Below are 25,141 nucleotides of genomic sequence, written 5' to 3'. Positions count from 1 at the left end.
ATTCAAGATGCTGAAATTCCTAGTTTCACGGCGTCGGCTGAGGCTAGTTTATGTTCAGGAGATAATTCAGGAAGCATCACTTTAACAGCGGTAGATAATGGGATTTTACCATTAACCTATAGTATTTTGCCAGTAGCAGGAACGATTACAGGAAATGTAATAACAGGTTTACCACCAGGAACATACTCAGTTACAGGAGAGGGAACGAATGGATGTACTTTCACCGTTACAAATATTGTAATAGATGAATACGCTCCAATAGTACCGAGTACACCTGTTGCCGATCAATTTGGATGTAGTGCAGGTAATACTGTAGATGTTGCTACGGTAACTATTCCGGTAGGAACTATAGGAGGTTCAACAAATTATACACGTTATGTATTTGTTTATACGCCAGCAGACGGAAGCGGTCCAATAACCCAAGACGGTTCGAGTACAAGTTTTAGTACAACGAATACCTCAGGAGGTCCAGTACAAGTCACTGTTTACGACGATAAAGGATGTTCAGGAGTAGAAAACACTGTTATAGATTCGTTTACTCCAATGACAGGAGCTGATATCAATGTAATCAAAGACACAGACTGTAATACAGGAGAGAATATCACTGTAAAAGTAGTACCTGCATTACCAAACATTCAATATACAATAACAGGAACAGGAGCTACTCCTTTTACACAAACATTAAATGTAGTATCAGATGCAGATGCAGCAGTATTTAATGACGTGCCAGTTGATAACTATACGATTGAGATATACAATGCAGCAACAGGATGTATTTTAGAAGTATATCACACGGTAAAACCAGAACCTACCTTTGATATTTTAATTACCAATGTAGATGATGTAGATTGTAAAGGAGATAATAATGGAAGTGCAGTCTTAAGTTTTGTACCAAGTACCCCACCATACACAAGTGGTTATAGTTATATTGTTTACGATGCTACCACAGGTACAGCAACGGCAGTAACAGGAACAGGAACAGCAGGTACACCAGCAACAATCACAGGACTGGTAGCAGGAGAGTACTATGTACGAATAGATATGGGAACTAACAGTCCATTCTGTGAAGCACAAAGTGCAAACTTTACCATTGCAGAGCCAGCAGATTCATTATCAGTAACAGGAGTTACTAACCCAGTAGTAAGCTGTTACAATGGTTCAGATGCTACTATTACAGCCACCGGATCAGGAGGTTGGGGAGATTATGTGTATCAATTAGAAGAAACAGCTACCCCAGGAGTTGCTTATGCAGGTAACACGTTTAGTTCAAACAATATCTTTACGAACTTACCAGCAGGAGATTATACAGTAGTAGTACGAGATAAAAATGGAGCTACCGGATTATATTGTGAGTCAACTGATCAAGTAGTCATAGCAAATCCAACAGAGGTAACATTTACAGTAACTGAGAATGACAATTCATGTGATACCACAGTAGGAGGAAGTATATCAGTAACAGCAACAGGAGGTACAGGTACATATACCTATACATTATCTAACGGAAGTGGAGTAGTAGAAACGCAAATACTGAATGCTGCAAATTATACATTTACCAATTTAGCAGCAGATGCTTATACAGTAAATGTAGTAGATTCTAATGGATGTACAGAAGGTACTCCAACAGATGTAACAATAACACCAGATTTAGTATTTACATTAACAGAGACTAAGAAGTTAACATGTACTGCACCAATGGCAGCAACTGTAGCATTAGAAGTAACTTCAGGTTCTAGTAGTTATGCTTATGAAGTTGCAGGGCCAAGTATAGCAGTAGGAAGAACGAATTTAGCAGGCACAACATTAACGTTGAATCCTACGGTAGCGGGAGTGTATACAGTAACAGTTTATGATGCAGGAGCAACACCAGAATGTTCAGTAGTTAAAACTATTGAAATTCAAGATGCTGAAATTCCTAGTTTCACGGCGTCGGCTGAGGCTAGTTTATGTTCAGGAGATAATTCAGGAAGCATCACTTTAACAGCGGTAGATAATGGGATTTTACCATTAACCTATAGTATTTTGCCAGTAGCAGGAACGATTACAGGAAATGTAATAACAGGTTTACCACCAGGAACATACTCAGTTACAGGAGAGGGAACGAATGGATGTACTTTCACCGTTACAAATATTGTAATAGATGAATACGCTCCAATAGTACCGAGTACACCTGTTGCCGATCAATTTGGATGTAGTGCAGGTAATACTGTAGATGTTGCTACGGTAACTATTCCGGTAGGAACTATAGGAGGTTCAACAAATTATACACGTTATGTATTTGTTTATACGCCAGCAGACGGAAGCGGTCCAATAACCCAAGACGGTTCGAGTACAAGTTTTAGTACAACGAATACCTCAGGAGGTCCAGTACAAGTCACTGTTTACGACGATAAAGGATGTTCAGGAGTAGAAAACACTGTTATAGATTCGTTTACTCCAATGACAGGAGCTGATATCAATGTAATCAAAGACACAGACTGTAATACAGGAGAGAATATCACTGTAAAAGTAGTACCTGCATTACCAAACATTCAATATACAATAACAGGAACAGGAGCTACTCCTTTTACACAAACATTAAATGTAGTATCAGATGCAGATGCAGCAGTATTTAATGACGTGCCAGTTGATAACTATACGATTGAGATATACAATGCAGCAACAGGATGTATTTTAGAAGTATATCACACGGTAAAACCAGAACCTACCTTTGATATTTTAATTACCAATGTAGATGATGTAGATTGTAAAGGAGATAATAATGGAAGTGCAGTCTTAAGTTTTGTACCAAGTACCCCACCATACACAAGTGGTTATAGTTATATTGTTTACGATGCTACCACAGGTACAGCAACGGCAGTAACAGGAACAGGAACAGCAGGTACACCAGCAACAATCACAGGACTGGTAGCAGGAGAGTACTATGTACGAATAGATATGGGAACTAACAGTCCATTCTGTGAAGCACAAAGTGCAAACTTTACCATTGCAGAGCCAGCAGATTCATTATCAGTAACAGGAGTTACTAACCCAGTAGTAAGCTGTTACAATGGTTCAGATGCTACTATTACAGCCACCGGATCAGGAGGTTGGGGAGATTATGTGTATCAATTAGAAGAAACAGCTACCCCAGGAGTTGCTTATGCAGGTAACACGTTTAGTTCAAACAATATCTTTACGAACTTACCAGCAGGAGATTATACAGTAGTAGTACGAGATAAAAATGGAGCTACCGGATTATATTGTGAGTCAACTGATCAAGTAGTCATAGCAAATCCAACAGAGGTAACATTTACAGTAACTGAGAATGACAATTCATGTGATACCACAGTAGGAGGAAGTATATCAGTAACAGCAACAGGAGGTACAGGTACATATACCTATACATTATCTAACGGAAGTGGAGTAGTAGAAACGCAAATACTGAATGCTGCAAATTATACATTTACCAATTTAGCAGCAGATGCTTATACAGTAAATGTAGTAGATTCTAATGGATGTACAGAAGGTACTCCAACAGATGTAACAATAACACCAGATTTAGTATTTACATTAACAGAGACTAAGAAGTTAACATGTACTGCACCAATGGCAGCAACTGTAGCATTAGAAGTAACTTCAGGTTCTAGTAGTTATGCTTATGAAGTTGCAGGACCAAGTATAGCAGTAGGAAGAACGAATTTAGGAAGTACAACATTAACGCTAAATCCTACGGTAGCAGGAGTATATACAGTAACAGTTTATGATACAGGAGCAACACCAGAATGTTCAGTAGTTAAAACCATTGAAATTCAAGATGCTGAAATTCCTAATTTCACGGCAGTAGCTACAGTAACAGATATTTGTTTCGGAACATTAACAGGAGAAGTTACAGTTTCACCAGTAGATAATGGTATTTTACCATTAAGTTATGAGATTAACAATGTATCAGGAACATTTAATGATGTTTTAACAGGAAGTGATACGGTATTTACGAACTTACCAGCAGATGACTATATAGTTACAGCTACGGGAGTAAATGGATGTACAACAGATGTACCAGTTACAGTAAGAGAAAATCCAGTAATAGATATCTCAAACGCTATTACAGTAACGCAGTTTGCTTGTACTACAGGTAATACTGTTAATACTGCAAAAATAGTAGTAGATAAAGGAGCGATTACAGGAGGTACAGGGAAATATGTACGAGTTGTATTTGAAAATGCAGTAGGTAATGTATTACAAGACGATAGTAATTTTACGTACATATCAACTGATTTAGCAGGAGGTACTTATACAGTAAAAGTATATGATGAAAATACAGATTGTTTTGTGTCTAGAGTAGTAACGATAGATTCGTTTACTCCAATGACAGGAGCAGCTATCGATGTAATTAAAGATACAGACTGTAATACAGGAGAGAATATCACTGTAAAAGTAGTGCCTGCATTACCAAACATTCAATATACAATAACAGGAACAGGAGCTACTCCTTATACACGAACATTAAATGTGGTATCAGATGCAGATGCAGCAGTATTTAATGACGTACCGGTTGATGATTATACAATTGAGATATACAATGCAGCAACAGGATGTACTTTAGAAGCATATCATAAAGTAGGATCAGAACCTACCTTTGATGTATTAGTAAGTGACATTCAAAGAGCTTGTTTTGGTAGTACAGGAAGCGCAACTATAGATTTTAGTGCAGCTACACCATATACAGATGTTTATACTTATGAAGTATTTGAAGTAGGAAATCCAATTGCAATTACGTCAGGAAATGGTACAGGAGGTACTCCAGAAACAATTACTACCGGATTAGTAGCAGGTGAATATTACGTGGTTGTAAGCATGACGAATACACCATTTTGTTCACCAAGAACAGAAAACTTTATAATTGAAGAACCAGCAACGGCCTTGACGCTAACTGGTACACCAACGTATATCAATTGTAATGTTACTGACTCTGGAGAAATCTTGTTAGAAGCTCAAGGAGGTTGGGCACCGTATGAGTATCAATTAATAAATGATGCAACACCAGCTACACCAGTTCAAAATTTTGATAGCAATAGAAGAATTACTGGATTAGCAGCAGGTAATTATACAGCAACAGTTAGAGATGTTACAGGTTGTGAAGAAACGTTTACATTTACATTACAGCCAACTACACCTATGGATGCACTTGTAAGAGTTACTCCAAACTTATGTGAAGGAGAAAAAACAGCAACTATTGAGGTAACTAATGTAACAGGAGGTCAAACACAAGATGCAACTGTAAGTTATAGTTATATTTTAATTTACCCTGACGGAACAACGCAAGTAGAACAGTTATCAAACACATTTAACAATTTACCAGCTGGTACTAACTATACAGTAATTGTTAGAGATAATAAATATAGCTGTCAGTATACAGAAACTGTAAACATAGTTGATCCATCAGAAGTAGAAGCTTCGGCAAATATCACTGCGGATATAACTTGTAACATCCCTAATGCAACCGTAGAAGTGAGTGCAATAGGAGGTACAGGCGTTTATGAATATAGTAGTGATGGAGTGAATTTTGGCCCTAATAATACGTTTACAAACGTAAGTTCAGGAGCTCAAACATTCTATGTACGTGATGATAATAACTGTGAAGATACAGTTGTAGTAACAGTTAATGCATACGAGCCTTTAGTGCCAACTTTAGTAGTTGATTCAGGTTTTGTTACCTGTAATGGAGATGCTAATGGAGTGTTATCAGCAACTATAACAGGCGGTTTCGGTAATTACGAATACCAATTGTTAGACGGTAGTGATAATCCGATTGATGGAACATGGCAAACATTGAATAGTTTTGGAGGTTTAGATGTTGGTACATATAAAATTAGAGTAAGAAGTACCAACAGATTTGGAGAAGTATGTACAGAAGACACTGCAGCGCATACTATTGAAGAACCACAGCCTTTAGTAGTTGCTGAAAATCATACAGATGTAAGTTGTTTTGGAGGAAACGATGGTACTATTACAGTATTAGCTTCAGGAGGAAACTTAACAGGATATGAATACAATATTAGTACAGACCCAACTAATAAATTTGTTACCGATAATGTATTCAGAAACTTAACAGCAGGTACATATACCATTACTGTTAAAGATAAGGTTGGATGTATTGATACTATTGATGTAGTTATTGATCAACCACAAGAGTTTACAGCAACATTAGTAGGGGTTACAGAACAAATCTGTATTAACGATGCAACACCAACAATAGAGTTAGATGTACAAGGAGGAACACAACCATATTATGTAAGTATTAATAATATAGAACAACCTACTCAGTATACGACGAATACAATTGTATTAGGATCTGCTGAAAACATCCAAGCAGGTACGTCTTATTATATTACAGTAAGAGATGAAGCAGGTTGTAATGTTGCAGACCCAATTAGAGTAACTACGGCTGAATCAGTAGATTTACAATTAACAGTAGATTTTGCATATACGTGTGAGGTAGGAAATATTATCAAAGCAATAGTTGATGAAGCTTATAGAGCTAACATGTCTTATACGTTATATGATGGAACAGGAAACTCTGTAGCAACAAATAATTCAGGAGAGTTTATTGATGTACCAGCAGGAACAGGGTATTATGTTACAGCAACACATACAATAACTTCATGTTCTGAAAGTTCTACTAGTAGCCCGATCAATATTGAAGATATTCAAGCGTTAACTCTAGATATTGATGATTCGGTTAAGAATACCTTAATAGCAAATACAGACTTTGGATTACCACCTTATGAGTATAGTGTAGATGGAGGTGATTTTGGATCAGATAATGAGTTTTTAATCTTACAAACAAAAGATTACACCATTACGGTTAGAGATGCTAGAGGTTGTGAGATTACGTTAACTGTAAGAGGAGAATATATTTCTATTTTCGTTCCAAACTTATTTACACCAGATGGAGACGGAACAAATGATTATTGGTACCCTCGTGAAGTAGAAGATTACCACGATATCAAAGTATTTATTTACGATAGATATGCACGTAACATTGCCGACTTTAAAGGTTCTGTAGAAGGATGGGATGGTACTTATGAAGGTACACCATTACCATCAGGAGATTATTGGTATACCATTTACTTTAAAGAGTTATCAGGTCAAGAGAAGAAAATAATGGGACACTTTACACTATATAGATAAAAAAGAAATGAGAAAAATATTAATAATTTTAAGTGTGGTATTTAGTAGTGTAAAACTTACTGCACAAGAAGTAGAATTACCTCAATATGTAAGTCATTTGGCTGACAACCCATTTTTAATTTCACCAACTTACGCAGGTATAGGAACGGGTTTACAAGTTAGGTTAAATGGAGTAAGCCAGTGGATTGGAGTTAAAGATGCTCCCGATACACAATCATTAACAGTTGAAGCACGTATCGCAGATACTTTTGGTGGAGGAATCACATTATTTAATGATAAAAATGGTTATACCACTCAAAAAGGAGCTAAGTTGTCATTTGCAAGTCACTTAACATTAAGTGACTTTCATGATAGTTTTTTATCGTTTGCTTTAAGTTATAGTTTTACGCAATTTGGTATTGATACATCAGAAAATAATTCTGGGGAAACAGTATCAAATAGAACTTTAAATAATTCTAATTTTGATGTTGGTTTGTTATATCGTTACGAACGATTTAGTATTAGTGCAAACATTATGAATATCTTAAATAAAGAAATTGAAGATTTTCAAACGGGTGAACCAGAAGTATTAAGAAAATATATACTTTTTACATCTTACACTTTTACGAAATTAAGCAGAAACTTTGAACTAGAGCCATCAATGTTAGTGGAGTATAGAGAAGCAGACAAACGTTCTAGAACGGATATGAATATTAAAGCTAGAAGAGGAATAAGAGATGGGTATGTTTGGGCTGGTTTAAGTTACACGTTCTTAAACGACCAGTTTTTTCAACCAAATGCTATTGCTCCGTTGCTTGGTTTAAAGAAGAATAACCTGTATATGTCGTATGGTTTTAGTATCAATATGAATAAAACGCAAGATTATAACTACGGAACACACATGATTACACTTGGGTTTGATTATGAAAGAAGACCAAGTTTAGCACGTTGTACTCAAAAAATGATCATGTTTTAATAATAAAAAACATAAATTATCAAATCCTCAAGTGTTAGCTTGAGGATTTTCTTTTTCTTTGTATTAATGGAAAAAAATAACGATACATCAATAAATCTAAATAAATATATTAGTAGTACAGGTATTTGTTCACGTCGTGAAGCAGAACGCTTTATTACGGAAGGAAGAGTTACCATAAATGGAAACCCTACCCAGTTAGGAAACAGAGTTCATGAAGGAGATGTGGTAAAAATTGATGGAAAACCATTAAAAGCAAAGCCTAAAACTATTTATATAGCGTTAAACAAACCAGTAGGTATTGTTTGTACTACAGATAGTAAAGAGCGGAAAAATATAGTAAAGTTTGTAGGGCATCCGCAACGATTGTTTCCTATTGGTCGATTAGATAAACCTTCAGAGGGATTAATTTTTTTAACCAATGATGGGGATATTGTAAACAAAATATTACGAGCAGGAAACAACCACGAAAAAGAATACATTGTTTCGGTTAACAAACCTTTTGATGAGTGCTTTATAAAAAGAATGAGTAATGGAATTCCAATTTTAGGAACTGTTACAAAGAAATGTAAGGTAGAACGTGTAAATAATACTACATTTAAAATAACTTTAGTACAAGGATTAAACCGTCAAATAAGACGTATGTGTGAATACTTAGATTACGAAGTAAAAAAGTTAAAGCGCACACGTATTATGAATGTTACTTTAGGAAACTTAAAAGTAGGAGAGTGGAGAGAATTATCATCTAAAGAAATGGATGAAATTAATCGTCTTGTAGCAGGCTCTTCAAAAACACACGAAGAAGCGGAAAAAAAGACTAAAACAACTTCTTCCCAAAAAACTAAACCAAAGAAGAAAGTAGATTTCAAAACGAAGTTTGGAAGAAGAAGAAAAAGTTAAAAATCAGTAATAAGAAACTTTTAACTTTCTGCTTTTAAACATTCAACTTACATGTGTATCTTTGCGACTTATGCAATTTGACTTAAAAATAACAGATCCAAAAAGTAAAGCACGAGCAGGTGTTATTACCACTGATCACGGAACCATAGAAACTCCAATATTTATGCCTGTAGGTACTGTAGCTACAGTAAAAGGAGTACATCAATCAGAATTAAAAGACGAAATCAACCCTGATATTATTTTAGGAAATACGTATCACTTATACTTACGCCCAAAATTAGAAACTTTAGAAGCCGCAGGAGGTTTACACAAGTTTATGAATTGGGACCGTAATATTTTAACTGATAGTGGAGGATACCAAGTGTATTCTTTATCAGGGAGAAGAAAAATTAATGAAGAGGGAGTTAAATTTAAAAGTCATATTGACGGTTCTACGCATTTTTTTACACCAGAAAATGTAATGGAAACACAACGTACCATCGGGGCAGATATAATTATGGCTTTTGACGAATGTACACCGTACCCTTGTGATTATAATTATGCAAAGCGATCTATGCATATGACACATCGCTGGTTAGATCGTTGTATAAAACACTTTGAAAAGACACCACCAAAATACGGATACAGTCAGTCTTTATTTCCAATTGTACAAGGAAGTACATACAAAGATTTACGTAAACAATCAGCAGAATATATAGCAAATTCAGGAGCAGAAGGAAATGCTATTGGAGGATTATCAGTAGGAGAGCCTGCAGAAGAAATGTATGCGATGACTGAAGTAGTTACAGCAATATTACCTGAAGATAAGCCACGCTATTTAATGGGAGTTGGTACACCAATTAACATTCTAGAAAATATAGCATTAGGAGTTGATATGTTCGATTGTGTAATGCCTACACGTAACGCAAGAAACGGAATGTTGTTTACAGCACACGGAAGCATTAACATCAAGAATAAAAAATGGGAAAAAGATTTCTCTCCAATTGATGAAATGGGAATTACTTGGGTAGACACCATGTACTCTAAAGCGTACTTACGTCACCTTTTCGCTTCAAGAGAAATGTTAGGAAAACAAATAGCCTCGATTCACAATTTAGGATTTTATTTATGGTTAACCCGCGAAGCGCGTAAACACATTATAGCAGGAGATTTTGCTGAATGGAAAGACAAAATGGTAAAACAAATGGATAAACGTTTGTAATTTGAAAATACTAGATTGGTACATATTAAAACGTTACTTGGTAACTTTTTTGTTTACGCTACTTATTTTAATACCAATTGCGGTAGCTATTGATATTGCCGAAAAAGTTGATAAGTTTTTACGAGAAGAAAACTTAACACTGTTTGAAATAGTTAACGATTACTATAAAAACTTTATTATTTACTATGCTAATACTTTTATGCCATTAGCATTATTTATAGCAGTTATATTATTTACTTCTAAGCTAGCAAGTAATACAGAAATTGTAGCAATTAATAGTTCTCAAGTATCATTTACACGATTTTTATATCCATATTTTATAGGAGCAACTATAGTTTGTGCAATAGCACTCTCAATGAATCACTTTTTTGTACCTTCAAGTAGTAAAACAAGGAAAGCTTTTGAAAAGAAGTATTTAAAGAAAAAAAAGTATGCAGATACTTCCATTCGCGAGTTTAGTTTACAATTGAATGATAGTACTTATGTGTATATCCAAAATTTTGATTTAAAAAGAAATTCAGGTTACAATTTCTCAGTAGACCTATATGACGGAATTAAATTAAAAAGTAAGCTTACAGCAGATAATATTAACTGGAATGAAAAAGACAGTACATTTAAACTGTATACTTGGAAAAAGCGGAAAATTTTTAAAGAAAGAGATAGTATTTTTTCAGGAAGAAGTTTAGATACCACATTTACATTTACACCAGAAGATTTTAATTACAAGAATATTATGGCACAAGAAATGAACTCTCCCGAATTGGTTAAGTTTATTGAAGTGTCTAGAAAGAGAGGTATAAAAAATTTAAATGCATACCTAGTAGAATTGTATAAAAGAACAAGTTTACCAGTTGCTAGTTATATCTTAACATTGATAGCGGTAGGATTGGCATATAGAAAAACTAGAGGAGGCATTGGAGCAAATTTAGCAATAGGTATAAGCGTTATGTTTGTTTATGTTTTCTTTTTAAAAGTAGCAGAAGTATTAGGGGCAGTAGCAGGAGCAAACGCTTTGTTAAATGTTTGGGTACCTAATATAGTATTTGGTTTATACGCGGTTTATTTATATTTCAATGCAAGGAGATAAATTAAAAAACTACCTACTCTTACACTTAATCGTTTTTATTTGGGGGTTTACAGCAATATTAGGAGCATTAATATCAATTGATGCAGTTCCACTAGTTTGGTACAGAATGTTATTAGCAGTAGTTTTTATTGCCTTGTATTTTGTAATAAAGAAGAAATCATTTAAGGTAGAAAAAAAGGCATTAGTTAAGTTTGCTGTTTCAGGAGTAATTATAGCGGTACATTGGATAACTTTTTTCAAAGCAATAAAAGTATCAAATGTTTCAGTAGCTTTGGTAATGATGAGCACAGGAGCTTTTTTCGCTTCATTCATAGAACCTTTTTTCTTTAAAAGAAGAATAAAACTAATTGAAATAGTCTTAGGCTTGCTAGTAATCGTAGGTTTATACATTATTTTCAATTTTGAAAGTCAGTATACGTTAGGAATTATTTATGCGCTAATATCAGCCTTTTTATCAGCCTTGTTTTCAGTATTAAATGGGGTGTTTATAAAAAAACATGAAGCCAATACTATTTCGTTTTACCAACTATTATTTGGAGTATTAGGAGTAACTATATATTTATTGTTTACACAGAAGTTTTCATTAGCGTTTTTCCAATTACAAGTAACTGATTGGGTATATTTATTAATTTTAAGTAGTGTTTGTACAGCCTATGCATTTATTGCATCTGTGAAGGTAATGAAGTATCTAACACCTTATACAGTAATGCTTACGATTAATTTAGAGCCTATATATGCTATTGTTTTAGCGTTACTAATATTTGGAGAGAAAGAACAAATGAATCCAGAATTTTATTATGGAGCATGTATTGTCTTAATAGTAGTAGTACTAAACGGAGTACTTAAAAATGCGTCTTCCATAAAAAATAAAATTATAAAAAAATAGTATTTTAAGAAAAGCGATCAAGGTAAACTGTACAATTTTTTAGTATGTTTGCCTTTACAAACAACTAACTATAAAATTAGAAAATCAAACTATATACAAGAATACAATGGAATATTTAGATTTTGAAATGCCAATAAAGGAACTAGAAGATCAGTTGGCAAAATGTTTTGATATAGGAAAAGAAAGCGATGTAGATGTAACAGCTACATGTAAGAAAATTGAAAAAAAATTAGAGAAAGCTAAAAAAGATATATACAAGAATTTAACTGCATGGCAACGAGTACAATTATCTCGTCATCCAAATCGTCCTTACACATTAGATTACATTAAAGCACTTTGTGGAGATACTTTTATGGAGTTACATGGTGATCGTAGTGTAAAAGATGACAAAGCAATGATTGGTGGATTAGGTAAAATTGGAGATCAATCATTTATGTTTATAGGTCAACAAAAAGGATATAACACCAAAACACGTCAGTACCGTAATTTTGGTATGGCTAATCCAGAAGGATATCGTAAAGCATTACGTTTAATGCGCATGGCTGAAAAGTTTGGAATTCCAGTAGTAACTTTTGTAGATACTCCAGGAGCTTACCCAGGATTAGAAGCTGAAGAGCGTGGACAAGGAGAAGCGATTGCTCGTAATATTTTTGAAATGACTCGTTTAAAGACTCCAATTATCACAATAATTATTGGTGAAGGAGCATCAGGAGGAGCTTTAGGAATAGGTGTAGGAGATAGAGTATACATGTTAGAAAACTCTTGGTACTCAGTTATCTCACCAGAAAACTGTTCTTCAATTTTATGGCGTAGTTGGTCAGAAAAAGAAAGAGCAGCAGAAGCATTAAAATTAACTGCTGAAGATGGTATGAAACTAAAAATAGTAGACGATATCATTCAAGAACCATTAGGAGGAGCACACTCTGATCGTGATGGGGCTTTTAAAGCTGTACAAGAACAAATTATAAAGGCTTACAAAGAGCTCAAAGATATACAAGATAATGACTTAATAGCTCAACGTATGGATAAGTACGCTAACATGGGAGTATATAAAGAATAAAATTTTTTACAAGAAAAAAACTACTCGCTTCATTAACTAATGAAGCGAGTTTTTTTATAAATATGAAAAAGATATTAATATTTATTGGATGTATAATCTTTACCAGTAATATAATTAGTCAAACTCAAAAGGCAAGTTTAATATTTTTAGATGGAGATGTATTAGAAGGTTATGGAGTTATTACTAAAGATAATAAAATTAAGTTTAGAATATCTTTAGATGAAAAACCAGATGTTTGGGATAACTTAATAGTTAGGGGTATTATATTTTATGGTTTTGAAAAAGAAGAAGAATATGAGTACATATATACCAAAATAAAGAAGGAACCAGAACTATTAAGAGTTGTTTTAAAAGGAAAGATTACTTTATATGAAAGAAAAAGGTTTTTTAAAGTTTATAGATTAAATAATTTGAACGATGAAGACTTTGGAAATAGTTTTCTAGGTGTTAGAGAAAATATAGATTTATTTATAAAAAGAGATAATGAAGAAATAGCAACTCTATACAACAGAACTATGAAAAGAAGTATTCAAAATTACTTTAAAGATTGTGATGTTATTTTTGATTTGATAGAGTCAAATGAATATAGAAAATATTCTAGAGAGAAACTAGTTAAAAACTACAATATATTTTGTGGAGATTAATGATAAAGTTATAGTATTAAAAACTCGCCATTTGGCGAGTTTTTTTGTTTTATAAATATTTTGTAGCACTATTTGTTTGTCAAATGAATATATATATATAATTTTGCCGGTCGAAATGAGTAATACATTTAATAAATATCTTTTTTTATTAATCCTTTTGTTAAAAGGCTGGTCTACATCGTATGCAGACCAAAAGACTTTTGATACAACAATTTCAGTAGCTACTTTTAAATCTGTAAAAGTAAAAACAGAGACACAGTCTATTACTCAACATACCAGTAATTATATTTTTGGCGAACATCATCAAGATTCTGAAAGAGAGAATTATTTTGAAATCAGCGAAGTTGAGGACAAAACTCAAGATGAAAATGAAGTAGATGAAAGTTTGTCAAAATTCGGAAGTTACTTATCAGCCATTTTACATGCGCAGTTTTTTGAGAGTCAGTTTTGTGTAGTAAAAGAAAAAACACAACGCTTTAAAGAGTACACTTTTAGCTCAATTTTAAAACTACATGTAAAATTTCAAATTTTTATAATTTGATACCTTTCCTTTTAAAGTAAGTCTAAATTCATCATTTAGTTTACTTTATATACTTACACATAAGAATTTAATTAAATTTTTAGAATAACCATTGGTTTTCAATGGTTACACACTCACTCTAACTTTACAAATACATACAAAAATGAAAAAAAGCTTCATTTTCATGAGCCTATTTGCGCTATTAATTCATATTAGCTGCGAATCAAAAAGGGAATCTAAACACCCAGAAACCAAATTCCTTGTAACCAATCCCATTAAAAAAGATACATCAATAACCAAAGATTATGTAAGTCAAATACATGCTATTCAGCACATAGAAGTAAGGGCATTAGAAAAAGGATATCTAAAGAAAGTATTTGTTGATGAAGGACAGCATGTGAAAAAAGGGCAACGTATGTTTCAAATTTCACCAAATGTTTACAAAGCAGACTTACAAAAAGCAAAAGCAGAAGCAAAAGCAGCTGAAATAGAATATAAAAATACACAGTTATTAGCAGATGGAAACGTAGTTTCTAAAAACGAATTAGCCTTAGCAAAAGCAAACTACGAAAAAGCAAAAGCTGAAGTAATGCTAGCACAAACACACCTAGGTTTTACAAGTATTAAGGCACCTTTTAACGGTATAATGGATCACTTACATGTTAGAAAAGGAAGTTTGTTAGATGAAGGAGAACTCCTAACAACATTATCAGACAATAGTAAAATGTGGGTATATTTTAATGTACCAGAAACAGAATATCTAGACTACATAATGAGTCAAGATAAAGACAAGAAAAAAGAAGTAACACTTTTAATGGCAAATAACAAACCATTCAATCAAAAAGGAATAGTAGAGACGATTGAAGGAGAGTTTAACAATGAAACAGGAAATATTGCCTTTAGAGCAACTTTCCCAAATCCAGATGGAATTTTAAGACACGGAGAAACAGGAAGTATTTTAATGAAAGTTCCATACGAAGGAGCCTTAATAATTCCACAAAAAGCCACTTTTGAAGTATTAGATAAAAAATATGTTTTTGTAGTAGATAAAATCAATACAGTAAAACAACGAGAAATTACTGTAGAAGCAGAATTACCACACTTATTTATAGTAGAAAAAGGACTTACAGAAAACGATAAAATATTGTTAGAAGGAATCCGTATGGTAAAAGACCAACAAAAGATACATGTTGAGTTTAAAGAGCCAAATGCTGTAATGTCTAGTTTAGACTTATATGCAGAGTAATCAAAAACTAAAATTCAACAAAACATGTTTAGTCAATTTATAAAAAGACCAGTACTAGCAATTGTTATTTCGATAATAGTTGTTTTTACAGGGTTGTTATCAATAAAACAACTCCCAATATCACAGTTTCCACAAATTGCACCAACCACAGTAAACATATTTATAGCGTACCCGGGTTCAAGTGCAGATGTATTGGTAAACTCAACATTAATTCCTCTAGAAACAGCTATCAATGGAGTACAAGGAATGCGTTATATCGCTTCCGATGCTACAAGTGCAGGAGAAGGAACCTTACGTGTAATTTTTGAACCAGGTACAGATCCCAACCAAGCGGTAGTAAGGGTAAAAACAAGGGTAGATCAAGTAATGCCTTTATTACCTGAGTTAGTACAGCGAGAAGGTGTAATTATAACTCCAGTACAACCAAGTATGTTAATGTATGTGAACCTTTTTAGTAAAGAGAAACATAACGATGAAAAGTTTCTATACAATTATGCATACACCAAAATGATACCAGAAATTCAACGTATCAACGGTATTGCTAGTGCTAAAATATTAGGAAGTAGAAAATATGCAATGAGAGTTTGGTTAAAACCAGACCGAATGAGAGCTTATAATATTTCTGCGGAAGAAATTTTAGAAGCAATGGAAGATCAAAGTATTTTGGCAAGACCAGGAAGATTAGGAAGAAGTTCGGGAATCACATCACAATCGTTAGAATATGTACTGACCTATCAAAACAGGTATAACGAACCAGATCAGTATAAAGACATTATTATTCGAGCAAATAAAGAAGGAGAAATTTTAAAATTAAAAGATGTTGCCGAAGTAAAATTAGGGAGTGAATTCTTCGATATTTACTCAAACTTAGATGGACATCCATCAGCATCAATCGTTTTAAAACAAACCTTTGGAAGTAACGGTAGTGATGTAATAGCATTGGTAAAAGAAAAACTAAAAGAATTAAAAGAAGATTTACCACCTGGTATTGATTTTAAAATTAGTTATGATGTTTCTAACTTTTTAGATGCCTCAATAGAACAAGTAATACACACACTTAGAGATGCTTTTATTTTAGTAGCAATAGTAGTATTTCTATTTTTAGGAGACTTACGATCAACGTTAATTCCAATTATAACAGTACCAGTATCCTTAATCGGAGCTTTCTTTATTATGCAGCTTTTTGGGCTTTCAATAAACTTAATCACCTTATTTGCATTAGTATTAGCGATAGGTATTGTAGTAGATGATGCTATTGTGGTTGTAGAAGCTGTCCATTTAAAAATGGAGAAAGAACACCTTACACCTTACCAAGCATCTAAGGCAGCATTAGGAGAAATAGGAGGAGCTATTTTAGCAATTACGCTGGTTATGGTTTCTGTATTTGTACCAATTTCTTTTATGACAGGACCCGTAGGAGTTTTCTACAGACAGTTCTCTATAACAATGGCGGGTTCTATCATTATTTCAGCAGTGGTAGCATTAACATTAACACCAGTATTGTGTGCAATGATGTTAAAGAACAACCACGGAAAAGAAAGAAAAAAATCAATTGTAGATAAATTTATTGATTGGTTTAACAAAGGATTTGAAAAGCTTACTGGAAGATATGTAAAAGTGTTAAACAAAATTGTAGCACGAAGAATGTTAACCTTTGGAGTATTACTAGCTTTTTGTGCAGGAATATTTATTACCAATAAAACATTACCAGCAGGTTTTATTCCTAGTGAAGACCAAGGAATGATTTATGCAATTATTCAAACACCACCTGGTGCTACCTTAGAACGTACAAATGAAGTAGCGAGAAAACTACAACAGATTTGTGAAGAAACTGAGGGAGTAGAGTCGGTTTCATCTTTAGCAGGATATGAAATTATGACTGAAGGTAGAGGTTCTAACGCAGGAACTTGTTTAATTAACTTGAAACCATGGTCAGAACGTCATCATTCAGTTCACGAAATCATGGAAGAACTAGAAGAAGAAACTAAAGACTTAGGAGCGGTTATAGAATATTTTGAACCACCAGCAGTACCAGGTTTTGGATCTTCAGGAGGGTTCTCAATGCGTTTATTAGATAAAACAAATTCAACAGACTACCACGAGTTTGAACGTATTAATAATAAGTTTATGGAATCGTTATCAAAACGAAAAGAGCTTACTGGATTATTTACTTTTTACTCTGCAAACTATCCGCAGTACGAATTAAAAATCGACAATAAAAAAGCGATGCAAAAAGGAGTGACCATTGGTAAAGCCATGGAAAACCTAAACATTTTAATAGGTAGTACCTATGAACAAGGTTTTATCCGTTTTGGTAGATTCTTTAAAGTATATACACAAGCAGCACCAGAATACAGAAGAATTCCTTCAGACTTAGAAAAACTATATGTTAAAAATGAAGAGGGAGAAATGGTGCCTTATTCAGCTTTTATGAGTTTAGAGAAAAAACTAGGACCTAATGAGATAACACGGTACAATTTATATAATTCAGCGGCTATTAGAGGGTTACCAGCACGAGGATATACAAGTGGAGATGCTATTAATGCGATTAAAGAAGTAGCAGCGAAAGAACTCCCTAGAGGGTATGATATTGCTTGGGAAGGACTTACCTATGATGAAGCAAGAAGAGGAAATGAATCAGTGTATATTTTCATCATTGTATTAGCCTTTGTATACTTTGTACTAGCAGCGCAGTACGAAAGTTTTATACTACCATTAGCTGTAATTTTATCGCTTCCAGTAGGAGTGTATGGTTCATTTACCCTTTTAAAATTAATGGGCTTAGCAAATGATGTATATGCACAAATAGGGATTATTATGTTGGTTGGTCTCTTAGGAAAAAATGCGGTATTAATTGTAGAATTTGCCGTATTAAAACGAAGTCAAGGAGCTACAATTTTTGAAGCAGCTATTGAAGGTGCTAAAGAACGGTTCAGACCAATTTTAATGACTTCATTTGCATTTATAGCAGGACTAATACCTCTAGTTATAGCTCACGGAGCAGGAGCTATTGGTAATAGAACTATTGGAGGATCAGCTTTAGGAGGAATGTTAATAGGAACAATCTTCGGAGTTTTAATTATACCAGGACTCTACTATATATTTGCTAAAATGAGTGATGGAAGAAGTTTAATAAAAGACGAGGCTAACGAACCAGTTTCTGAAGAGTTTATAAGAGTAAATGAAGTTGAAGGAAGTAAAACAAAAGCTAAAATAGCAGAGCTTAAAAAACTTCTAAAGAAAATAATTAAAAGAGAAAACAATGAAAACTAAACAAAGAAGTTTATTTGTAATAAAAAAAGCACACTTTTTAAGTGTGCTTGCCCTCTTAGTTTTGTGCTCTTGTGTATCAAATCAAGTAGTAAGAGAAGAAAATAAGGCGGTACCAGAGAATTTTAAGAACCAACCTGCAGATTCATTAAATACAGCTACTATTAAATGGCGTGACTTTTTTTCAGACTCACCTTTAATTTCTTTGATAGATACAGCTTTATCAAACAATCAAGAGTTGAACATAATGTTACAACAGGTAGCTATTTCAAAAAATAACATCAAAGCAAAGAAAGGAGAGTATTTACCGTTTGTAAATATGTATGCTGGTGCTGAAGTAGAGAAAGTTGGAAAGTATACAAGAAATGGAGCAGTAGAAGAGAACTTACATATTAGAGAAGGTGAAAAATTCCCAGAACCATTAACTGATTTTTCCATAGGACTTTCTGCTTCATGGGAGTTAGATGTTTGGAAGAAATTACGTAATGAAAAGAAAGCTGCAGTACTTGAATACTTTGCTTCAGTTGAAGGAAAAAACTTTATGGTAACTAATTTAGTTTCAGAAATTGCAAATTCATATTATGAGTTGTTAGCGTTAGATAATGAGTTGTCAATGGTTTCACAGAACTTAGAAATTCAAAAAAATGCATTACAAATGGTAAAGCTTCAAAAGCAAGCAGCAAGAACTACCGAATTAGCAGTACGTAGGTTTGAAGCAAGTGTGCTTAAAAATCAGAGTCATTTGTATGAACTTCAACAAGAGATAGTAGAGACTGAAAATAAAATTAATTTTTTAGTAGGAAGGTATCCGCAGCCTATAGAAAGAAATTCAGATAATTTTATTGATAAGTCCATAGAAGGAATTAAAGCAGGAATCCCTTCACAACTGTTACAAAACAGACCCGACTTAAGGAGAGCTGAATATGAATTAGCAGCAGCCAAACTAAATACTAAAATAGCACGAGCTAATTTTTATCCATCAATCGGTATAAAAGCAGGAGTAGGGTTACAAGCATTTAAACCTAAGTTTTTAACATCAACACCAGAATCGTTAGTCTATTCTTTAGCAGGAGATATCGTAGGACCTTTAATCAATAGAAATGCTATAAAAGCAACCTATAAAACAGCCAATAATAAACAATTACAAGCTGTTTATGAATACGAAAGAGCTATTTTAAATGCGTATTTAGAAGTAGCGAATGAGCTTTCGAAAATAGATAACTTAAAAAGTAGTTACGATTTAAAAAAGCAACAAGTTGAAGCATTAAACGAATCTATAGATCTTTCTATTCGTTTGTTTAAATCGGCAAGGGCAGAATATACAGAAGTGTTGTTAACGCAAAGAGAAGCATTAGAATCTAAAATTGAAATTATAGAAACTAAAAGAGATCAATTATTAGCAAACGTAAAAGTATATAAAGCCTTAGGAGGAGGCTGGAATTAATTTTTTCATTCGTTATTAAATATTAATTGTTGTTAAAGAGGTAGTTTTTATTAACTATCCAAAAGACTCGCTAACTGGCGAGTCTTTTTTATTCCAGATTATACCATAGAACTTCGTTATGAGAGAAGAAAACGTAATAAAAGCAATTATTTTCTCAATTTCAGTATAGTTTTGCTATGGTTAAATTGAAAAATAAAATGAAGTGTTTGGTTTTGCAGTATTTTCTTTTGGTAATAGATTTTCTATTGTATAACCTGGGATTTTTCAATACTTTTCAAGTACCTTCGTATTACCTCATAAAAAGAAATTGTAATATTATAATTCAATGAGTAAAGAAGAGTTAGCTATAAAAACAACCTATTTTAGTATTCTTAGTAATACAGGTTTAGCAGTTATTAAAGGGGTAGCAGGTGTTTTTGGGAACTCATACGCATTAATAGCAGATGCAATTGAATCTACTACCGATATTTTTTCTTCTCTTTTAGTGTTATTAGGGTTAAAGTATGCGAAAAGACCTGCTGATAAGAACCACCCATACGGACATGGAAAAATAGAACCTTTAATCACCTTTGTAGTAGTAGCCTTTTTGGTAACTTCAGCTACAGTTATAGCCTATGAAAGTATACAGAATATTCAAACACCACACAAAACTCCTAAACCATGGACGTTACTCGTTTTAGGAGCAATTATTATTTGGAAAGAAATATCTTTTCAAGTGGTTATAAGAAAGAGTAAAGAAACTAATAGTTCTTCCTTAAAAGCAGATGCGTGGCACCATAGAAGTGATGCGATTACTTCTGTAATGGCATTTATAGGAATTTCGATAGCACTTATTTTTAAAGAAGGCTATGAAACAGCTGATGATTGGGCAGCTTTATTAGCTTCGTTCTTTATTCTATATAATAGTTATCTGATTTTTAGACCAGCGCTGGGAGAGATAATGGATGAACATGTATATGATGATTTGATAGAAGAAATAAGAGGAAAATCGATGGAAGTAGCAGGTGTTTTAGGAACAGAAAAATGTTTTGTGCGTAAAGCAGGAATGAAATATCATGTAGATTTACATGCCATTGTTGATAGTACCATTACAGTAAAAGAAGGACACGATATTGCTCATAAATTAAAAGACCATTTAAGAGAAAAACTCCCAGATTTAGGGCATGTTTTAATTCATATAGAGCCTAATGAATATTAAAAAAGCAACCTTTAGGTTACTGAGCGTAGTCGAAGTAAGGTTACTTTTTGTTTATGGTATATTTAAATACTTGTGTGTTTGTAAGGATATTTTCCATTGTGGATGTTCCATCACATAATCAACAATTTGTGGAGTCATTTTTTCCTTTTTACTCCATTCTGGTTGTAAAAATAACGTACATTTTTTACCAACTTTAGCAGCTTGTTCTTCTGCAAACTGAAAATCATTTTTATTATGAATAATCATTTTCAATTCGTCTGCTTCTTGGTAAGCACGTTCTAAAGGTAATTTGTTTTTTTTAGGAGACAAACAAAACCAGTCCCAAACCCCTGAAAAATCATACGCTCCAGAAGTTTCAATATGTGTTTTAATACCTTTTTCTTGAAGTTGTTGTGTAATATAATCCAAACTCCACATTAAAGGTTCTCCACCTGTAATTACCACAGTTTCGGCATATTTCTTCGCATTTTCAACAATAATATCCGTTTTTGTAGGTGGATGCAGATTAGCATCCCAGCTTTCTTTTACATCACACCAATGGCAACCTACATCGCAACCACCAATACGAATAAAATAAGCAGCAGTACCAGTGTGTGCTCCTTCTCCCTGAATCGTGTAAAATTCTTCCATTAACGGAAGCATTTCTCCTGTATTAATTAATTCTTGTACTTCTTTTTTCAACATAAGGGTGCAAAGATAGGCAACATTAAAAATTAATGAATGATTTTTGTTACTTTTACGTGTTTTTATCACAAAAAAGGTCAAGAATAATGAGTAAAACCGAAGCGTTTTTCAATTACATCAAAGAAGGCTATACACCAAAAGGAGAGTTTATTACACTAGGAGCAGGAATGTTAGGAGAAGAAACAGTAACTAATGCCCATGTAAATATTCCTTTAAAAACATTAAACCGTCACGGATTAATAGCTGGAGCAACAGGAACAGGTAAAACAAAAACCTTACAAGTACTGGCGGAAAACATGTCAGAAAAAGGAATTCCTGTGTTGTTGATGGATGTAAAAGGAGACTTAAGTGGGTTGGCGAAACCAAGTCCTGGACATGCAAAGATTGATGAGCGTCACGAAAAAATAGGAATACCATTTACGCCTACAAAATTTCCAATAGAAATCTTATCAATTTCAGAACAAAATGGAGTGCGTTTGCGTGCTACCGTTTCTGAATTTGGACCAGTATTATTATCGCGTATATTAGATTTAACTGAAACACAATCAGGAATTGTAGCGATTATTTTTAAATATTGTGATGATAACCAATTACCTTTATTAGACTTAAAAGACTTCAAGAAAATCCTTCAATATATAACCAATGAAGGGAAAGAAGAGATTAAAAAAGAATACGGACGAATTTCTACCGCAAGTACTGGAGCAATCCTTAGAAAAATTATTGAAATTGAGCAACAAGGAGGTGATTTATTCTTCGGAGAAAAATCGTTTGATGTTGACGATTTAACTCGAATAGATGAAAACGGACGTGGAGTTATTTCTGTACTACGTTTAACAGATATTCAAGATAGGCCAAAGTTGTTTTCAACCTTTATGTTACAGTTACTAGCTGAGGTATATGAAACTTTTCCAGAGCAAGGAGATAGCGGTAGACCAGAATTAATCATTTTTATAGATGAAGCTCATTTAGTATTTGATGAAGCTTCAAAAGCCTTGTTAAGTCAAATAGAGAGCATTGTAAAGTTAATCCGTTCAAAAGGAATAGGATTGTATTTCGTTACACAAAATCCAAAAGATGTTCCAGAAGATGTATTGGCTCAGTTAGGAATGAAAGTTCAACATGCTTTACGTGCATTTACGGCAAAAGATAGAAAAGCAATTAAATTAGCAGCCGAAAATTATCCAGATTCTGAATATTATGATACTAAAGAAGTATTAACACAGTTAGGGATAGGAGAGGCGTTGATTTCTGTTTTAAATGAAAAAGGAATTCCAACTCCGTTAGCGCGAACAATGTTACGTGCACCAATGAGTAGAATGGACGTATTAACAGAGAAGGAAATTAAGCAAGTTTTAGACAATTCGAGATTAATTCCGAAATACAACGATGCCTTAGACAGAGAGAGTGCATACGAAATGCTAAACGAGAAGATTGAAAAAATCAACGAAGAGAAAACCGAAGAAGCTCGTAAAGAGGAAGAAGAAAAGAGGAGAAGAAAATCTTCAACAGGTAGTAGAAGTACTCGTATGAACCCAGTAGTAAAAGTATTAACGAGTGCTACTTTTATTAGAGCAGCTTTTGGGATTTTGAAAAAAGTACTAAAATAACAAATAGAAGAAATAGACGTTTTAAATATAAAAGAAGACCAATGAGAACATTAATGAAACCTTTAGTTATCGCAGTAATATCAGTATTATTTATCCAATGTGGTAATAGTAAATTTGAAATTGCTAAAGGAAAAGTAGGAAAGTTAACTACTAAAACAACTGTTAACGAAATTGAAAACGTATTTAAGCAAGACTCAGTAGTTAAAGTATTAAGTGAAGGAGCTAAAGGAAATAATCTTTTTCAAGAAGATGATAAGTACTTGGTATATGAAAAAGGAGGTAAACATTTGTTAACCATTACTCCAAAAGAACAATTAGATTCTATATCAACTATTAAAAGTATTGAGGTTTTTGACGATCGTTTTAAAACAAAGTCAGGAATCAATATAAAATCTACTTTTCAAGAAATTAACGCAAATACTAAAGTAAATAAAGTTGAATCATCGTTTTCATCAGCAACGTTATTTATTGACGACTTAAACGCAACAATAACGATTGATAATGAAGATTTGGGTTTAAAAGAATTTAGTACTCAAAAAGTAACCGTTGAACAAATTCCTGATTTAGCAAAGATTAAATCATTTACCATTTGGTTTAACTAAAAATATTCAAAGCCGAAACAAATGTTTCGGCTTTTTAATTAATAATAGCGATGTAATTTTAAAAGATGGAAGTAATAAAAATAGTGTTTTTTGTATTGGGAGTTTTTTTTGGAGAAAACAGCAGAATAGGAGCGGAGAAAACAACCGTTACAGTAAACCCAAAAGAGCAAAAAATAGCCATTGTTCAAGAAAATATATTTGCACTAATAGTAAAAGAAGGAGATAGTTTACAGATTAGCTCAGAATTAAAAAAAATAATAGCAAGAAACTGGAGGAAAGAAATAGAAACCTATCCATCAAAATCATGTACTTTTTATGTTACAGATAACGGTAATTTGAACGCAAAAATTATATTGAATTATCCTTCGGAAAAAGAACTAAAAGATTTTGCACTAGATTTTAACCAAGAAACAAAAGAGTTCTCTTTAATAAACATTCCTGATTGGAATGTTGAAACAGAAGATGGAGCATTGAAAGGAAATTATTGGAGATTTAGTGCAGATGATAGCTTTACTTTTGTTGTTACTCCTTTTAAAAACATGCCAGATAAGTTTAAAAGTGCTAAAAGGAGCCTTACACCAATTTGGAAAGCTGAAACGGATAATTAAAAGAGATATCATAAAAAAAAGGTTTTTATTAGCCTAATGCCTTGATGTTAAAGTTTCGTGCC

At 33.2% G+C, this 25,141-nt stretch carries 17 protein-coding genes; 16 read left to right on the top strand and 1 reads right to left on the bottom strand.

What is annotated here, in order from left to right:
- From C7448_RS15810 to C7448_RS07710, 13 genes are all read left to right on the top strand, one after another.
- On the top strand, positions 1–7,170 hold a 7,170-nt coding region (locus tag C7448_RS15810; protein WP_170137016.1), incomplete at its 5' end, for a T9SS type B sorting domain-containing protein.
- 7 nt (positions 7,171–7,177) lie between these two features.
- Positions 7,178–8,125: a PorP/SprF family type IX secretion system membrane protein gene (locus C7448_RS07765; RefSeq protein ID WP_115900800.1), complete on the top strand. Its 948-nt coding sequence runs from the start codon at positions 7,178–7,180 to the stop codon at positions 8,123–8,125.
- Between the two features lie 66 nt (positions 8,126–8,191).
- A complete protein-coding gene (gene rluF, locus C7448_RS07760) occupies positions 8,192–9,022 on the top strand; it encodes a 23S rRNA pseudouridine(2604) synthase RluF (protein ID WP_115900799.1) in 831 nt (276 codons plus the stop codon).
- 70 nt (positions 9,023–9,092) lie between these two features.
- Entirely contained in the window at positions 9,093–10,223 is a 1,131-nt protein-coding gene (gene tgt / locus C7448_RS07755) for a tRNA guanosine(34) transglycosylase Tgt (protein WP_115900798.1), read from the top strand.
- A 1-nt stretch (position 10,224) separates the two neighbouring features.
- Complete coding sequence (locus tag C7448_RS07750; RefSeq protein ID WP_115900797.1) at positions 10,225–11,310, top strand: LptF/LptG family permease; 1,086 nt, start codon at positions 10,225–10,227, stop codon at positions 11,308–11,310.
- On the top strand, positions 11,297–12,196 hold the full coding sequence (locus tag C7448_RS07745; RefSeq protein ID WP_115900796.1) for a DMT family transporter: 900 nt from the start codon (positions 11,297–11,299) through the stop codon (positions 12,194–12,196). The genes C7448_RS07750 and C7448_RS07745 overlap by 14 nt, the downstream gene beginning before the upstream one ends.
- Positions 12,197–12,302: 106 nt before the next feature.
- The gene (locus C7448_RS07740) at positions 12,303–13,256 is read left to right on the top strand and encodes an acetyl-CoA carboxylase carboxyltransferase subunit alpha (RefSeq protein WP_115900795.1); all 954 of its coding nucleotides are present in this window, start codon (positions 12,303–12,305) and stop codon (positions 13,254–13,256) included.
- A gap of 62 nt (positions 13,257–13,318) precedes the next feature.
- A complete protein-coding gene (locus C7448_RS07735) occupies positions 13,319–13,900 on the top strand; it encodes a hypothetical protein (protein ID WP_115900794.1) in 582 nt (193 codons plus the stop codon).
- A gap of 115 nt (positions 13,901–14,015) precedes the next feature.
- Positions 14,016–14,441 carry a hypothetical protein gene (locus C7448_RS07730; protein WP_115900793.1) on the top strand — a complete coding sequence of 142 codons (426 nt, stop codon included), beginning with the start codon at positions 14,016–14,018 and terminating at the stop codon, positions 14,439–14,441.
- A 142-nt stretch (positions 14,442–14,583) separates the two neighbouring features.
- Positions 14,584–15,666, top strand: coding sequence for an efflux RND transporter periplasmic adaptor subunit (locus C7448_RS07725; RefSeq protein ID WP_115900792.1), 1,083 nt, complete (start codon positions 14,584–14,586; stop codon positions 15,664–15,666).
- 24 nt (positions 15,667–15,690) lie between these two features.
- Positions 15,691–18,939 (top strand): efflux RND transporter permease subunit, encoded by a 3,249-nt coding sequence (locus C7448_RS07720; protein WP_115900791.1) that lies wholly within the window; start codon positions 15,691–15,693, stop codon positions 18,937–18,939.
- Positions 18,929–20,380 (top strand): TolC family protein, encoded by a 1,452-nt coding sequence (locus C7448_RS07715; protein WP_115900790.1) that lies wholly within the window; start codon positions 18,929–18,931, stop codon positions 20,378–20,380. The genes C7448_RS07720 and C7448_RS07715 overlap by 11 nt, the downstream gene beginning before the upstream one ends.
- Before the next feature lie 325 nt (positions 20,381–20,705).
- Positions 20,706–21,578: a cation diffusion facilitator family transporter gene (locus C7448_RS07710; protein ID WP_115900789.1), complete on the top strand. Its 873-nt coding sequence runs from the start codon at positions 20,706–20,708 to the stop codon at positions 21,576–21,578.
- 51 nt (positions 21,579–21,629) lie between these two features.
- Here C7448_RS07710 and C7448_RS07705 read toward each other — a convergent pair whose 3' ends face one another.
- The gene (locus C7448_RS07705; RefSeq protein WP_170137015.1) at positions 21,630–22,262 is read right to left on the bottom strand and encodes a 7-carboxy-7-deazaguanine synthase QueE; all 633 of its coding nucleotides are present in this window, start codon (positions 22,260–22,262) and stop codon (positions 21,630–21,632) included.
- Between the two features lie 86 nt (positions 22,263–22,348).
- Here C7448_RS07705 and C7448_RS07700 point away from each other — a divergent pair, with 86 nt between their 5' ends.
- From C7448_RS07700 to C7448_RS07690, 3 genes are all read left to right on the top strand, one after another.
- Positions 22,349–23,869 carry a helicase HerA-like domain-containing protein gene (locus tag C7448_RS07700; protein ID WP_115900788.1) on the top strand — a complete coding sequence of 507 codons (1,521 nt, stop codon included), beginning with the start codon at positions 22,349–22,351 and terminating at the stop codon, positions 23,867–23,869.
- A 41-nt stretch (positions 23,870–23,910) separates the two neighbouring features.
- A complete protein-coding gene (locus tag C7448_RS07695) occupies positions 23,911–24,471 on the top strand; it encodes a hypothetical protein (protein ID WP_115900787.1) in 561 nt (186 codons plus the stop codon).
- A 65-nt stretch (positions 24,472–24,536) separates the two neighbouring features.
- Positions 24,537–25,079, top strand: a complete 543-nt coding sequence (locus C7448_RS07690; RefSeq protein ID WP_115900786.1) for a hypothetical protein — start codon at positions 24,537–24,539, stop codon at positions 25,077–25,079.
- Positions 25,080–25,141 lie beyond the last annotated feature (62 nt).

It is taken from the genome of Tenacibaculum gallaicum (assembly GCF_003387615.1).
Taxonomy (GTDB): Bacteria; Bacteroidota; Bacteroidia; order Flavobacteriales; family Flavobacteriaceae; genus Polaribacter; species Polaribacter gallaicus.
This window is presented reverse-complemented; position numbering and strand designations above follow the sequence as displayed.